Source organism: Duganella fentianensis, assembly GCF_009857835.1.
GTDB lineage: Bacteria > Pseudomonadota > Gammaproteobacteria > Burkholderiales > Burkholderiaceae_D > Rugamonas > Rugamonas fentianensis.
The window spans coordinates 176,251-190,455 of the sequence record NZ_WWCL01000002.1 but is presented as its reverse complement, the minus strand read 5'-3'; the positions used below and the strand labels follow the sequence as shown (position 1 = coordinate 190,455).

General features: G+C 60.6%; 18 protein-coding genes. 6 read left to right on the top strand and 12 right to left on the bottom strand.

Annotated features, from left to right (window positions below; translation table 11 throughout):
* Positions 1 to 367: 367 nt before the first annotated feature.
* Genes GTP23_RS08710 through GTP23_RS08695 form a run of 4 tightly spaced genes read left to right on the top strand, consistent with a single transcriptional unit; the run spans position 368 to position 2,739 of the window.
* Positions 368 to 937 (top strand): RNA polymerase sigma factor, encoded by a 570-nt coding sequence (locus GTP23_RS08710; protein ID WP_161034832.1) that lies wholly within the window; start codon positions 368 to 370, stop codon positions 935 to 937.
* On the top strand, positions 934 to 1,338 hold the full coding sequence (locus tag GTP23_RS08705; protein WP_155434950.1) for a DUF3619 family protein: 405 nt from the start codon (positions 934 to 936) through the stop codon (positions 1,336 to 1,338). The genes GTP23_RS08710 and GTP23_RS08705 overlap by 4 nt, the downstream gene beginning before the upstream one ends.
* A 2-nt stretch (positions 1,339 to 1,340) precedes the next feature.
* Positions 1,341 to 2,195: a DUF3106 domain-containing protein gene (locus GTP23_RS08700; RefSeq protein ID WP_161034831.1), complete on the top strand. Its 855-nt coding sequence runs from the start codon at positions 1,341 to 1,343 to the stop codon at positions 2,193 to 2,195.
* Positions 2,185 to 2,739 carry an RDD family protein gene (locus tag GTP23_RS08695; protein ID WP_229256014.1) on the top strand — a complete coding sequence of 185 codons (555 nt, stop codon included), beginning with the start codon at positions 2,185 to 2,187 and terminating at the stop codon, positions 2,737 to 2,739. The genes GTP23_RS08700 and GTP23_RS08695 overlap by 11 nt, the downstream gene beginning before the upstream one ends.
* 54 nt (positions 2,740 to 2,793) lie before the next feature.
* Here the strand turns inward: GTP23_RS08695 and GTP23_RS08690 are convergent, their stop codons facing one another.
* The 12 genes from GTP23_RS08690 to GTP23_RS08635 form a co-directional block, all read right to left on the bottom strand.
* The gene (locus GTP23_RS08690; protein ID WP_161034830.1) at positions 2,794 to 3,537 is read right to left on the bottom strand and encodes an rRNA pseudouridine synthase; all 744 of its coding nucleotides are present in this window, start codon (positions 3,535 to 3,537) and stop codon (positions 2,794 to 2,796) included.
* Entirely contained in the window at positions 3,534 to 4,556 is a 1,023-nt protein-coding gene (ltaE, locus tag GTP23_RS08685; protein ID WP_161034829.1) for a low-specificity L-threonine aldolase, read from the bottom strand. Before ltaE ends, GTP23_RS08690 begins: the two co-directional genes overlap by 4 nt.
* A 16-nt stretch (positions 4,557 to 4,572) precedes the next feature.
* Complete coding sequence (locus tag GTP23_RS08680) at positions 4,573 to 5,499, bottom strand: class I SAM-dependent methyltransferase (RefSeq protein ID WP_161034828.1); 927 nt, start codon at positions 5,497 to 5,499, stop codon at positions 4,573 to 4,575.
* Positions 5,486 to 5,680, bottom strand: coding sequence for a Fe-S cluster assembly protein IscX (iscX, locus tag GTP23_RS08675; protein WP_161034827.1), 195 nt, complete (start codon positions 5,678 to 5,680; stop codon positions 5,486 to 5,488). Before iscX ends, GTP23_RS08680 begins: the two co-directional genes overlap by 14 nt.
* Before the next feature lies 1 nt (position 5,681).
* Positions 5,682 to 6,023, bottom strand: a complete 342-nt coding sequence (gene fdx, locus GTP23_RS08670) for an ISC system 2Fe-2S type ferredoxin (RefSeq protein WP_161034826.1) — start codon at positions 6,021 to 6,023, stop codon at positions 5,682 to 5,684.
* A 19-nt stretch (positions 6,024 to 6,042) separates the two neighbouring features.
* Positions 6,043 to 7,923: a Fe-S protein assembly chaperone HscA gene (gene hscA, locus GTP23_RS08665; RefSeq protein ID WP_161034825.1), complete on the bottom strand. Its 1,881-nt coding sequence runs from the start codon at positions 7,921 to 7,923 to the stop codon at positions 6,043 to 6,045.
* Positions 7,924 to 8,056: 133 nt separating this feature from the next.
* A complete protein-coding gene (gene hscB, locus GTP23_RS08660) occupies positions 8,057 to 8,575 on the bottom strand; it encodes a Fe-S protein assembly co-chaperone HscB (protein WP_161034824.1) in 519 nt (172 codons plus the stop codon).
* 6 nt (positions 8,576 to 8,581) lie between these two features.
* Positions 8,582 to 8,905 (bottom strand): iron-sulfur cluster assembly protein IscA, encoded by a 324-nt coding sequence (gene iscA / locus GTP23_RS08655; protein ID WP_155434941.1) that lies wholly within the window; start codon positions 8,903 to 8,905, stop codon positions 8,582 to 8,584.
* A 70-nt stretch (positions 8,906 to 8,975) separates the two neighbouring features.
* The gene (gene iscU / locus GTP23_RS08650) at positions 8,976 to 9,365 is read right to left on the bottom strand and encodes a Fe-S cluster assembly scaffold IscU (RefSeq protein WP_155434940.1); all 390 of its coding nucleotides are present in this window, start codon (positions 9,363 to 9,365) and stop codon (positions 8,976 to 8,978) included.
* A gap of 33 nt (positions 9,366 to 9,398) precedes the next feature.
* Positions 9,399 to 10,655 carry an IscS subfamily cysteine desulfurase gene (locus GTP23_RS08645; protein WP_161034823.1) on the bottom strand — a complete coding sequence of 419 codons (1,257 nt, stop codon included), beginning with the start codon at positions 10,653 to 10,655 and terminating at the stop codon, positions 9,399 to 9,401.
* A 25-nt stretch (positions 10,656 to 10,680) separates the two neighbouring features.
* The gene (gene iscR, locus GTP23_RS08640) at positions 10,681 to 11,157 is read right to left on the bottom strand and encodes a Fe-S cluster assembly transcriptional regulator IscR (protein WP_155434938.1); all 477 of its coding nucleotides are present in this window, start codon (positions 11,155 to 11,157) and stop codon (positions 10,681 to 10,683) included.
* Positions 11,158 to 11,224: 67 nt separating this feature from the next.
* Entirely contained in the window at positions 11,225 to 12,064 is an 840-nt protein-coding gene (locus tag GTP23_RS08635) for a uracil-DNA glycosylase family protein (RefSeq protein WP_161034822.1), read from the bottom strand.
* 228 nt (positions 12,065 to 12,292) lie between these two features.
* On the opposite strand from GTP23_RS08635, the gene GTP23_RS08630 reads away from it, so the two are divergent.
* Positions 12,293 to 13,507 carry an efflux RND transporter periplasmic adaptor subunit gene (locus tag GTP23_RS08630; protein WP_161034821.1) on the top strand — a complete coding sequence of 405 codons (1,215 nt, stop codon included), beginning with the start codon at positions 12,293 to 12,295 and terminating at the stop codon, positions 13,505 to 13,507.
* Between the two features lie 6 nt (positions 13,508 to 13,513).
* Complete coding sequence (locus GTP23_RS08625) at positions 13,514 to 14,203, top strand: ABC transporter ATP-binding protein (RefSeq protein ID WP_161034820.1); 690 nt, start codon at positions 13,514 to 13,516, stop codon at positions 14,201 to 14,203.
* Positions 14,204 to 14,205 lie beyond the last annotated feature (2 nt).

Genomic DNA, 14,205 nt, shown 5'->3' with positions numbered 1-14,205 from the left:
TGCAAAGCGGTGCTCAACGCAAACTCGTTGGCGAGATCTGTCTGTAGTGGTTGTACATACCTCTCGCGCTTGTGGCGCGGGTTAGAACAAACTGCCTACATATGAAAGCGCGTCGGATCGATTGCGGCGTTGTGTGCCAGCGGCGATCTGACCTTTAGCTTCGGGGTGTTCAAAGCGTCCCATACGGTACACCGCCGTGCGCGTTTGAGCAAGGGATAATTGGAAAAATACGCGGCATCGCAGCATTTTCTTGCGAGGCTGCGGCGAAAAGTCTGCAGAAAGGACTATTTTTTGCTAGCATGCGCTCAGTTCCAGAGCCGCCTAAGCGGCCCAGCGCCGGCTTTCCGGCGAGCTTATCCCACTACGCATGGCCACAGACAAAGAATTATCCGACTTCCTCGAAAGCGTCGAACGCCGGGCCTATAAACAAGCCGTGTATGCCGTCCGCAAGGATGAATCGGCGCTTGATATCGTGCAGGACGCGATGATCAAGCTTGCCGAAAAGTACGGCGACAAACCGGCAGCCGAACTGCCCATGCTGTTCCAGCGCATACTCCAGACCACCATCCTCGATTATTTCCGCAGGGAAAAAGTGCGCAATACCTGGGTCAGCCTGTTTTCCGGCATGGGTCCCAGCGGCGACGACCACGAAGATTTTGATCTACTTGAGTCCTATGCGGCCGAACAGGGCAGCGCTGCGGCCGAGTCCAGCGCAGACCAGTTAGAACGCGGTCAGGTGCTGGCAATCATCGATGCAGAAGTGCAAAAACTGCCTGCGCGTCAACGCGAAGCCTTCCTCATGCGTTATTGGCAGGATATGGACGTGGCCGAAACGGCCCTCGCTATGGGTTGTTCGGAAGGCAGTGTGAAGACACATTGCTCCCGAGCAACGCATGCGCTCGCCGAAACGCTGAAAGCCAAGGGGATAACACTATGAACACCGAAGAGCTGAATTTCGCTTACAAAGTGCGCCATGCACTGAACGAACAACTGGACGATCTGCCACCTGCCACCACTGACCGGCTGGCCAAGGCACGCCAGATGGCGCTGGCACGCAAGAAACCGGATGGCGCGGCGCGCCGTACGGCCCCCGTCGTGCGCAGCGAACTGGCCGGTGTTCAGGGTGGTAACTGGTCGTTCTCGTGGTTCAACCGCATGGGCGTGGCCCTGCCCCTGCTGGTGCTGGTGGCTGGCCTGATCGGCATCTACCAGTACGAGCAGCAGGAACATATCGCCGAAATCGCCGAACTGGACGCCGCCGTGCTGTCCGATGAACTGCCGCTGTCCGCCTATCTGGATCACGGTTTTAACGCTTACCTGAATCAAAGCGAGCAATAAGTATGGCCTTAAGTCGTCAGGCAAAGTGGAGTTCTGTAGCACTGGTGCTGATCCTTGGTTCCGCCGCCGGCCTGCTATGGTTCGGCAGCCAGCCCGACGCGCCGCCCGGCATCGCCCAGCCGCTGGCCAAGGCCGGTAGCGCCCTCGGTGTAGCCGGCAAAGGCAGCACCGCCGACAAGACCCGCTGGAAGGATCTGACGGCTGAGCAGCAACAGACGCTGGCGCCACTGGCTGGCGAATGGGACCAGATGGAGCCGCTGCGCCGGCAGAAATGGCTGGGCATCATCAAGCGCTACGCCTCGATGAAGCCGGACGAACAGGCCCGCGTGCAGGAACGCATGCGCGAGTGGGTGCGTATGACGCCGGAAGAACGCCGTCAGGTACGCCAGAACTTTGCCCGCGCCAAGAAGATCGACCCATCGCAGAAGAACACGCAATGGGAATCCTACCAGCAGCTGTCGGACGATGAAAAGAAACAGCTGGCGGCCAAGGCGACAGTGAAACCACAGGTGGCCAATCTGCCGACTGCAGCCCAGAGCAAGATCAAGACGGTAGCGCCGATCAAGCCGCTGGTGGTCACGGAAAACGGTTCGGCCAGTGCCCCGGCACTAGTACCGCCAGCGCCGCTTCCTGCTCCGCTGCTGCCTCCCGCCAGCAATGTAGCACCGGCCGGCAGCGCCACTGGTTCCAGCGGCGCGAATAGCGCCAGCAGTTCGGGCGGCGGCAGCGCTGCCGTCAACGCCGCTGGCACCGCAAGCCCTGCGACTGGCGACAGCGCCACGGTTCCGAATGCCTCCAACATAACGCCGGCACCTGCGCCGGCCGCAGCACAGCCTACGAGCAGCAATGTCAAATAAACCCGCCACCACTCCGCCTGTTACCGAAACTGTAATGACCAACCCCGGCGTGGGCCGCCGCCTGATCTCCATGGTGTACGAAACCCTGCTGGCTTTCGCCGTGCTGTTTCTGCCCTTCCTGATTTTCGAATTCATCGTGCAGGCCCGTCATACGCCTGCGCTCGAGCATACGCGTCAGGCCCTGCTGTTCCTCGTGCTGGGTGCCTACTTCATCCACCAGTGGAGCCGTGAAGGCCAGACGCTGGCTATGCGCACCTGGCGGCTCAAAGTAATCCGCCCCGGCCACGCCCATCTTTCGCTGCAGACGGCTGCCGTACGCTATCTGCTAAGCTGGATGTGGGTACTGCCTGCGCTGATCGTCAGCGCCGTGCTGCATCTGGAAAAATGGCAGGCGCTGGGCGCCATCGGCGTCGGCGTGCTGGCATGGGCCATGACAGCCTTCCTCGACGCCGACCGCCAGTTCCTGCACGATAAGCTGACGGGTACCCGTCTGGTGCAACTGCCGCCGCTGCAAAAGAAAAAGAAACAGGCCAGCGCCGCCTGAGCGACACTGGCCTGCTTGAGCCCTTGATCTGTGGCCGCGCTCTCGCGGCTGCGCCTAGAAGCGTTCGTGTGGCTGCAGATAGCGCCACTCGCCTTGCGGCAGGCTGGACATGGCAATCCGGCCAATCCGGATGCGCTTCATAGCCACCACGCTCAGGCCCACCATCTTGCACATATGTTCGATCTGGCCCGGCTTCGGGCCCTTCACGGCAAAGCGCAGACGGCGCTCGTTCTGCCAGCTCACTTTGATGGGCGGCAGCGGCTTGCCGTTGAATGGCAAGCCGTGATTGAGTAGCGCCAGCCCGTTCTCGGCGATCTCGCCGCCGACTTCCACGATAATCTCCTGCTCCATGCGTGCCGCTTCTTCCGTCAGCTTGCGGTTGACGCGGAAGTCCTGCGTCAGCACCAGCAGACCGCTGGCCTGCGTTTCCAGCGGCAGCGTCAGGGCCAGATTGGCCAGATGGCGTTTGAGGAAGCGCTGCGACGGCGCCGTGCGCGTCAGCGTGTCAGGCTTGATCTGGTGCAGCGCCGGCAAGCCGTCCTTGCCTATGCCGCCATTCACGCCGACCGCCTTATGCAGCAGCAGCGTGACGGGCACGGCTTCCAGCAGCGTCGCATCGGCTGCAATCGTAATCTCCTGCTCGGGCGTGATGCGTGCGCCCGCCTCCTCTACCACCACACCATCCACGCTGACGTAGCCGCCCTCGATATACAGTTCGGCTTCGCGGCGCGAGCAGGGACGCATCTCGGCCACGCGCTTGGCGAGGCGGACGCTTTGATCAGTGGTGGATTCGGTCATCCGAAGAAATCTCCAAAAACAGTAATGGCGCGTTCGATATCGTCGCGCGAAGTATCCATGTGGGTGACGATGCGCAAACGGGGCGCCATCGAAACGCGGATACGGGTCAGTTGCAGTACGTCGTTGAGGCCACGGCAGGCGTCGGCCGGAATATCGACGTAGAAAATATTGGTCTGCGGCGTGGACACGGTAATGCCCTTGACCTTGGCCAGTTCGCTGGCGAAGTAGGCAGCATTCTCGTGATCCTCGGCCAGTCGCGCGTACTGGTGCTGCAAGGCGTACAAGCCGCCGGCGGCCAGTATGCCCGCCTGCCGCATGCCACCGCCCAGCATCTTGCGCCAGCGCTTGGCCTCGGCGATCAGTGGCTTGCTCCCGCACAGCACCGAACCGACCGGCGCGCCCAGCCCTTTGGACAGGCATACAGATACGGAATCGAAACCGGCTACCGCCGCGCGCGGGCTCACACCCAGCTTGACGGCAGCATTGCAGATGCGCGCGCCATCGAGGTGGGTGGCGAGGCCACGCTCATGCGCGAGTGCCGTTGCCTGCTGCAGATATTCAAGCCCCAGTACCTTGCCGCCTATGGTGTTTTCCAGCGCCAGCAAGCGGGTGCGCGCAAAGTGGATGTCGTCCGGCTTGATCTGCGCCGCGATATCGGTCAGCGCTAGGCTGCCGTCGGGCTGATTGCTGATGGGCTGCGGCTGTATGCTACCCAGCACCGCCGCACCGCCGCCTTCGTAGCGGTAGGTGTGGGCGTCCTGCCCCACCAGATATTCGTCGCCACGGCCGCAATGCGCCAGCAGGGCTAGCAGATTACTCTGCGTGCCCGATGGTGCGAACAGTGCCGCTTCGTAGCCGAACAGGTCAGCCGTATAGTCCTGTAACTGGTTGACGCTAGGGTCATCGCCATACACGTCGTCGCCAACGTCGGCCGCGTGCATGGCAGCGCGCATCGCCGCGCTGGGGCGGGTGACGGTGTCGCTGCGTAAATCCAGCCATTGTTCATTCAGCCCGCTCATCTTCTACCCTACCCTTTTACGTTGACTGCGCGGCCACTTGCTGCGTATAGAAGCGCTGGCCCATTTCTTCCAGCCCCAGCGTCTCCAGCACTTCCTGCAGTCGCTGCGAAGGCCGCTGGCGCGGCAGGTCTTTATAGGTGGCGATGATCAGCTCATTCTTCATCGAATGCTCCCAGCCCACCAGTTCCGTCACGTTGACCTGATAGCCATGCGCTTCCAGTTGCAGACAGCGCAGCACATTGGTGATCTGGCTGCCGAATTCGCGCGTGTGGATAGGGTGACGCCAGATTTCCGTCAGCGCCGATTTAGCCAGCGACTTGCCCTTGTTCTTCTTCAGCACGGACGCCACTTCGGCCTGACAGCAAGGCACCAGCACCATGTAGCGCGCCTTCTTCTTCAGCGCAAAGTCGATGGCGTCATCGGTCGCCGTGTTACAGGCGTGCAGCGCGGTGACGATGTCAATTTGCTCGGGCAGCAGCTTCGATTCGGTGGACTCGGCCACCGACAGCGGCAGGAAGGACATGCCGGGGAAGTTGAATTGCTGCGCCAGTTCCTGCGAGCGTTTGACCAGTTCTTCGCGCGTTTCGATGCCGTAGATGTGCGAGCCATCCGAGCCAACATTAAGCGCCTTGAAGAACAGATCGTAGATGATGAAGCCCAGATAGGACTTGCCTGCACCGTGATCGACCAGCGAAATGCTGCCCTTGGTTTCCAGCAGATCCTTGAGCAGCGGCTCGATGAACTGGTACAGGTGATACACCTGTTTGAGCTTGCGGCGGCTGTCCTGATTCATCTTGCCGTCGCGCGTCAGGATGTGTAGTTCCTGCAGCAGCGCGACCGTCTGGCCTTCACGGATTTCCGGCATATTGTCGACGCCCGTGACGGTCGCGCCGATCTTGGCAGCACCGGCTGCCTTGCTACTATTCTTATTATTTGGCTTCATCGATCCACGCCTGTTGGATTGCTTCGAGTACCTTCTCGCCACCGCGCGTGTGGTCATCGTCGAACTCTTCCAGTTCGACGATCCAGTTATGCAGATCGGTAAAGCGTATTGTCAGCGGATCGATCTCCGGAAACTTATCGTAGAGCGCTTCCGCAATCGCGCTGATGTCCGTCCACTTCATTTCAGTGACCGCCTTCGCTAGCGTGGTTGATGGTGTACTTCGGAATTTCGATGACCAGATCTTCATCGGCTACCACGGCCTGACAGGACAGGCGCGATACGGCTTCCAGCCCCCATGCCTTGTCCAGCTGGTCTTCTTCGTTCTCGCTCGCTTCGCTCAGCGAATCGAAGCCTTCACGCACCAGCACGTGGCAGGTGGTGCAGGCACAGGACTTCTCGCAAGCGTGTTCGATGTGGATATCATTTTCCAGCATGATGTCGCACAGCGTCTTGCCAGCGTCAGCTTCGATGACGGCGCCGTCCGGGCACAGTTTGGCGTGGGGCAGGAATACGATTTGTGGCACTTGTAACCTCTGTAAATGTTTAAACGACCTGATCCAGCTTCTTGCCGGCCAGTGCGCTGCGCACGCTGCGATCCATGCGGCGCGATGCAAATTCTTCCGTACCCTGCGCCAGCGATTCCACTGCCGCTTTCACGGCACTGTGATCGACAGCGCCGGCCTGCGACTGCGCGACCACGCCGCGCACGCTGGCGATCAGCGCATCGAGTGCTGCGCGCTCTTCAGCCGACAGCAGCGCGCCATCTTCTGCCAGCGCCGATTCGGTCGCCAGGATGATGCGCTCGGCCTCCACCTGCTCTTCGCGCAGGGCGCGCGCCTTCATGTCCACGTCGGCCGCCTGATAGGAATCCTGCAGCATGCGTGCCACGTCGTCATCGCCCAGACCGTAGGACGGCTTGACGCTGATCGATGCTTCCACGCCCGAGCGCAGTTCGCGTGCCGAGACCGACAGCAGACCATCGGCATCGACCTGATAGGTGATGCGGATACGCGCCGCACCAGCAGCCATAGGCGGAATGCCGCGCAGCTCGAAGCGCGCCAGCGAACGGCAGTCCGTCACCAGTTCACGCTCGCCCTGCAGCACATGCACGGCCAGCGCCGTCTGGCCATCCTTGAAGGTGGTGAACTCCTGCGCACGCGCGCAAGGAATGGTGGAGTTGCGAGGAATGATCTTCTCGACCAGACCACCCATGGTTTCGATACCCAGCGACAGCGGCGTCACATCCAGCAGCAGCCAGTCGTCGCCGGCAGCGCGGTTACCGGCCAGCAGATTGGCCTGAATCGCAGCGCCGAGCGCCACTACTTTGTCCGGATCGATATTCGCATGCGGGATGGTGTGGAAGAAGTCGCTCACGGCACGCTGCACATGCGGCATGCGGGTCGCGCCACCCACCATCACCACGCCATCCACATCGTCCGCATCGACATTAGCGTCGCGCAGCGCTTTCTTGATGGCGTTCATGGTCTTGGTAATCAGGTGCTTGGTGATCTCGTGGAAGGTCTCCGCCGTGATCTTCAGATGCACTTCCTCGCCCGAACTGAGCACCGCGTCCACCGACACTTCATCTTTACTGGACAGCAGTTCCTTGGCTTCGCGCGCTTTCACCATCAGCACGGCCGTATCTTCTTCCGACAGCGGTGCCAGCTTTTCTTCCTGATGGATGTAGCAGAACAGACGGTGGTCGAAGTCGTCGCCACCAAGCGCCGAATCGCCGCCCGTAGACAGCACTTCGAACACGCCCTTGCTCAGCTTGAGGATGGAGATATCGAAGGTGCCGCCGCCCAGATCGTACACGGCGTACAGGCCTTCCGAGCCATTATCGAGACCGTAGGCAATCGCGGCAGCGGTCGGCTCGCTGAGCAGGCGCAGCACGTTCAGACCGGCCAGCTGGGCCGCATCCTTGGTGGCCTGACGCTGGGCGTCGTCGAAATAGGCCGGCACGGTAATCACGGCACCAACCAGATCATCACCTAGCGTATCTTCGGCGCGCTGGCGCAGCGTAGCGAGAATCTGCGCCGACACTTCCACCGGACTTTTCACGCCAGCGATGGTCTTCAGCTGCACCATGCCGGGCGTATCGAGGAAATCGTAAGGCAGGTTTTCCGCGTAGGCGATATCGGCCAGACCACGGCCCATGAAGCGCTTGACGGAGACGATGGTGTTCTTCGGATCGGTGGTCTGCGCAGCCTGCGCCTTGTAACCGATGTTGGCATGGCCGTTAGGCAGATAGCGCACCACGGAAGGCAGCAGCGGGCGGCCATCCTCGTCGCTCAGCACTTCGGGGATGCTGCTGCGGACAGTCGCAACCAGCGAATTGGTGGTGCCCAGATCTATCCCTACCGCCAGCCGGTGCTGGTGCGGTGCAGTGGACATGCCGGGTTCGGAAATTTGCAGAAGGGCCATGTAGTGTATGCCGTGCGGCTCTGATTAAATGATGATGCCGGGACATGCCCGGCCTGAGTCTCTCTGTACTGCCAGTATCTAGGCTGGCCTTGCTGTGGCGGGCGCTATCTCTGCCGCCCTGCCGCGCGCCCGTTCAGGCGTCTTCCAGCAGGCTCAGTGCACTGTCTATCTCTTGCTTCAGCTTTTCGATGAACATCAGCGCGCGCACACCCTGTGCTGCCTGCGCATAATCGTTGCTGCCTATTTGCTGTTCGATGGCCGCCAGCTGCGTCTTGCGCTCGCGCCGCAGTTGCTGATCCAGTCCTTCCAGCGCTTCCACGTCTTTCGCCGCACGCGCATCGCCCAGCTCTTCGCGCCACTCCATCTGCTGCATCAGGAAAGCCATAGGCATGGCCGTATTCGATTCCGTCTGCAGATCCACGCCAGCCAGTTCGCACATATACTGCGCGCGCTTCTGGGGATGCTTCAGCGTCTGGTAGGCTTCGTTGGCACGGGTGGCCCACTGCATGGCGACGCGCTTCTCGGCGTCGGTGGCATTGACGTATTTATCGGGATGGACACGGTTCTGCACGTCGCGGTAGGCGCTATCGAGCGCTTGCACGTCAACGGCAAATTGCAGGGGCAGATTGAACAGCTCGAAGTGGTTTTGCATGGCTGGTCAGATGCGGAAGCTTTCGCCGCAACCGCAAGCGTCTTTCTGGTTCGGGTTGTTGAACTTAAAGCCTTCGTTCAGACCTTCGCGGGCGAAATCGAGTTCCGTGCCGTCGATGTAAGGCAGGCTTTTCGGGTCCACGAACACTTTGACGCCGTGCGATTCGAACACATTGTCCTCATCGGCCACTTCGTCCACATATTCGAGCTTGTAGGCCAGTCCGGAGCAGCCCGTCGTGCGCACGCCAAAACGCAGGCCTATGCCTTTGCCGCGGCGTTCGATGTAACGATTGATGTGTTTCGCTGCTTTTTCGGTCAGGGTGATAGCCATTTGATTCTCCCGCGCCGCGCCACGAGGGTGGCGGCGGCGTGATTGTATAACGAGCCGGAGCTCAGCAAACTTAGGCGCTAGCCGGGTGTTTGTTCTGGTAGTCCAGAACTGCTGCCTTGATGGCGTCTTCGGCCAGAATCGAACAGTGGATTTTCACCGGTGGCAGGGCCAGTTCTTCGGCGATTTCCGTATTCTTGATGGCCAGTGCCTGATCCAGCGTTTTGCCCTTGACCCATTCCGTTACCAGCGAGCTGGAAGCGATGGCCGAACCGCAGCCATAGGTCTTGAATTTCGCGTCTTCGATCTTGCCGTCGGCGCCCACTTTGATCTGCAGCTTCATCACGTCGCCGCAGGCAGGTGCGCCCACCATGCCGGTGCCAACGCTGTCATCGCCTTTTTCGAAGGCGCCCACGTTGCGCGGGTTTTCGTAGTGATCGAGTACTTTTTCCGAGTAAGCCATGATAGTGCTCCTGTGTTCTGTATATCTTAAAAATTAGTGCGCTGCCCACTGGATCGAATTGATGTCGATCCCCTCTTTGAACATATCCCACAGCGGCGACAGTTCGCGCAGCTTGCCCACTTTGGATTTCATCAGTTCGACGGCGAAATCGATGTCGGCTTCGGTAGTGAAGCGGCCGATGGTGAAACGAATCGAGCTGTGTGCCAGTTCATCGCTGCGGCCCAGTGCGCGCAGCACGTAGGATGGCTCCAGACTGGCCGAGGTGCAGGCCGAACCGGACGACACGGCCAGATCTTTCACTGCCATGATCAGCGATTCGCCTTCCACATAGTTGAAGCTGACATTCAGGTTATGCGGCACGCGGTGATCCATATCGCCATTGATATAGGTTTCCTCGATTTCCTGCAGGCCCTTGGCCAGACGGTCGCGCAGCGCCTTGATGCGCACGATCTCTTCGTCCATCTCGACCTTGGCCAGACGGAAGGCTTCGCCCATGCCCACGATCTGGTGGGTCGGCAGCGTGCCCGAACGCAGGCCGCGCTCATGGCCACCACCGTGCATCTGCGCTTCGATACGCACGCGCGGCTTGCGGCACACATACAAGGCACCGATACCTTTAGGGCCGTAGGTTTTGTGCGCGGTGAAGGTCATCAGATCGACCTTGGTCTTCTGCAGATCGATCGCCACTTTGCCCGTTGCCTGGGCAGCGTCACAGTGGAAGATGATGCCTTTCGAGCGGCACAGTGCGCCGATTTCGGCTATCGGCTGGATCACGCCAATCTCGTTATTCACCAGCATCACGGAAACCAGAATGGTATCCGGACGGATGGCAGCGGTCAGCTGCTCGATGGTGATCAGGCCGTTGTCCTGCGGTTCCAGATAGGTGGCTTCGAAGCCGATGCGCTCCAGTTCACGCACCGTGTCCAGCACCGACTTGTGCTCGGTTTTCACGGTGATGATGTGCTTGCCCTTGGTCTTGTAGAACTGCGCAGCGCCCTTGATCGCCAGATTGTTCGATTCGGTAGCGCCCGAGGTCCAGATGATTTCGCGTGCATCGGCATTCACCAGCGCAGCCACGTGGCCGCGTGCCTCTTCCACGGCTTTCTCTGCCGTCCAGCCATACATATGGCTGCGCGAAGCAGGATTACCGAACTGTTCGCGCAGGTAAGGAATCATCTGGTCGGCCACACGTGGATCGATCGGCGTAGTGGCCGAGTAATCCATGTAGATAGGGAAATGCGGGGCCGTCTGGAACTGTACAGGCGCGATATTTTTTTCAGGGGCGTTCATCTGGTAACTCCGGGTTAGGGGTCGCTCAACCGTGAGCGGCGTGATTGCGGTGCAGCACCACGACGTTCTGTTCAGCGTTCTTCAACTTCTGCTGATCGACCAGATCCTGCAAGGACACGGAATCGAGGTAATCAACCATTTTTTCATTCAAAGTGGCCCACAGTTCGTGGGTCATGCAGCGGGCGCCGCTGGCGATGTCGGCGCCGTGGCAGTTTTCCTTGCCGCCACACTGGGTGGCGTCCAGCGGCTCGTCCACGGCGATGATGATGTCGGCCACGGTGACCTTGTCGGCGCGGCGCGCCAGACTGTAGCCGCCGCCCGGGCCACGGATGGATTCGACGATCTCGTGGCGGCGCAGCTTGCCGAATAATTGCTCAAGATAGGACAGGGAAATGTCCTGACGCTGGCTGATGCCGGATAGCGTGACGGGACCTTTGCCCTGGCGTAAAGCCAGATCGATCATCGCAGTCACAGCAAAACGGCCTTTGGTGGTCAGACGCATCACTACCTCGGTTGGGTTAAAATATCGACCCTTCAGCATCCCCGAATAAGCGGATTAGTTGATCGAATTAGTCAAGTATATCAAACTTTAAAGAAGTCTGCCCGCCAGCCCCTGGCGCCGGTTGACCTGCCCGCCCCTGTAGCAGCTTCATGGGTCCGAACAATGCGTGCATGTCGGCATTGCCGATAAAACTAAGGTTGTAGGGATGTTCGGCACGTATCTGGGGGAATTTCTGCATCAAGGGCAGTTTGCTGAGGGTTTCCGCAATTTTCCCCCACAGTATCAGTGTCGGCACCACGCTAGCCTGTTCGGCCAGCCCGGCCATCACCGTCTCGAAGAATGGCAGCCAGGCTCTGGCATCTTTGACCGGCGCAACGTGATGGCGGAACACCAGCGCTGCATTCAGCAGCAGAAAGCCCTGCTCCGTTAATTTATCCTGCAGCTCGGCCAGCGTGCGGATATGGCTACCCTTCCCCTCCTGGGCACGCAGGGCGATACTGGCCATCGCCTCGGAACCGGTGTCATCCAGATCAAGTTGGCCATCTGCCACCAGCAGCATTTTCATGAAATTGCGTAGCGAAGTAGCTTTGTTGACGGGCTTGGACAGGCCGCCACCCAGCTGGTCCGACCACAGGCTGCCCACCGCCCCATCCATGAAGCTGACGCCGGTGGCGCTGGCGGCACGCGGATAAGGTCCCTCCCCCACCAGTACATAACGTACCCGGTCCAGCGGCAGGGCAAACGCCGCAAACAGGCGCTGCCCGGTAGGCAGGTAATCATCCTGGGCCAGTTGCGGCAGATAGTCGGGCGTGGCCGCCATGATGGCTTCCAGCCCCTGCACGAGTAGCGGGCGCCATGAGACGTCAGCACAGTTTAATGCAGCAAGAAAATGGGCAGGAATGGTCATAGGAGCCGCAAGCCTTCAGGCAAAAGACGAAATTGTAGCCCAGAGCCCCCGAGTCCCTCGCCCTAACCGTCGCGCAGCAGTGGCAACACCGCCGTGCCGGTGATGAAAATCTGTATGGCGGCGGTAATCTTGTCCACATTGGACGCCGCTCCAATGCGACGGGCTTGATGTTTGCATAATTTTTCAGCAATAATTGGGGTACCCTTCGACCCTAATGCAGAGGCAGGCGTGACCGCTCCCGATATTTCCAAACTCAAGATCGAACGCAATCCCGCCACAGCCAGTGCGCGTCCCGCACGCCGGCGCTGGGTCAGGCCCGTCCTTGCTGGTGCCGTGCTGCTGGCCGTGGCCGCCATTGCCAGCAAACAGATCAACGGCAGCGCCAACGTGGAAACCGTGACCGTTGCCCAGTCCTATCCGTCCCAGAGCTACACCCTGCTCAACGCTACCGGCTATGTGGTGGCCCAGCGCAAGGCCTCGCTGTCCTCGAAAGCCACCGGCCGGCTGGAATGGCTGGGGGTACTGGAAGGCAGCGCAGTCAAGAAAGACGAGATCATCGCCCGGCTGGAAAACCGCGACGTCTCGGCCACGCTGGGTCAGGCGCAGGCGAATATCAAGGTGGCGCAGGCCAATCTGGAACAGGGCCAGGCCGAGCTGGCCGATGCGCAGGCCAATTTCAAGCGCACGGGCGAACTGCTGGCCCAGAAATTCATCACAGCCTCGGCCTACGATGCGGCGCAGGCCCGCCTGAGCAAGGCCAGAGCCAATATCGCCGGTTATCAGGCGGCCATCGCAGCGGCCAAGGCCAGTGCGCAGGTAGCACAGGTGGCGCTAGACCAGACCCTGATCCGCGCCCCCTTCGATGGCGTGGTGCTGACCAAGAACGCCAATGTGGGCGACAACATCACGCCGTTCTCGTCCGCTGCCGACAGCAAGGGCGCCGTCGTCACCATCGCCGACATGAGCACGCTGGAAGTGGAAGCGGACGTGTCCGAATCGAATCTGAGCAAGATCCGCGTCGACCAGCCGGCCGACATCACGCTCGATGCCTTCCCCGAACTGCATCTGGCCGGCACCGTCTCGCGCATGGTGCCTACCATAGACCGTAGCAAAGCCACCCTGCTGGTAAAGGTGCGCTTTAGCGAGCACGACGCGCGCGTGCTGCCCGATATGAGCGCCAAAGTGGCCTTCCTCTCCAAGGCCGTGCCGCCGGAAGACCGGCAGGCCGTGACCAGCGTGCAGGCAGCCGCCATTGCCACCCGCGACGGCAAACCCGTACTGTTCGTGCTGGACGGCGAAAAGGTCAGACAGGTGGCCGTCACCCAGGGTCGCAAGCTGGGCGAACTGGTGGAAATCCGGGGCGTGAAGGCGGGCGACAAGGTGGTGCTGACACCGGACGCCAAGCTGCATGACGGCGCCACCGTTAGCCTGAACAAGAAATAGGCGGCCATGAGCGAACCACTGGTATTGATAGAACATCTGGTCAAGTCCTACCGCCGTGGCGATCAGGTGGTGGAAGTGCTGCGCGATATCAGCCTGAATATTCCGGCCGGCGAATTTGCCGCGCTGATGGGGCCTTCCGGCTCGGGCAAGAGCACCCTGCTCAATCTGATCGCCGGTATCGACAAACCCGATAGCGGAGTACTGCGCATCAACGGACTCGATATCGCCGGCATGGGCGAATCCGACCTCGCGCACTGGCGCGCCCAGAACGTGGGCTTCATATTCCAGTTCTACAATCTGATGCCGGTGATGACGGCCTATGAAAACGTGGAACTGCCGCTGCTGCTCACGCCCCTGTCACGGCGCGAACGGCGCGAGCGGGTGGAACTGACGCTGGCCATGGTCAATCTGGCCGACCGCATGGACCACACGCCCAACGAACTGTCCGGCGGCCAGCAGCAGCGCGTGGCCATTGCCCGCGCCATCGTCACCGATCCCACCCTGATCGTGGCGGACGAACCGACGGGCGATCTGGACCGCGCCTCGGCCAGCGAGATTCTGGCCCTGCTGCAGCAGCTCAACCAGCAACTGGGCAAGACCATCATCATGGTGACCCACGATGCAGCAGCGGCAGCGCAGGCGCGTACGCTGATCCATCTGGAAAAGGGCGAACTGATCGCCGGACAGGCAGCCTGACA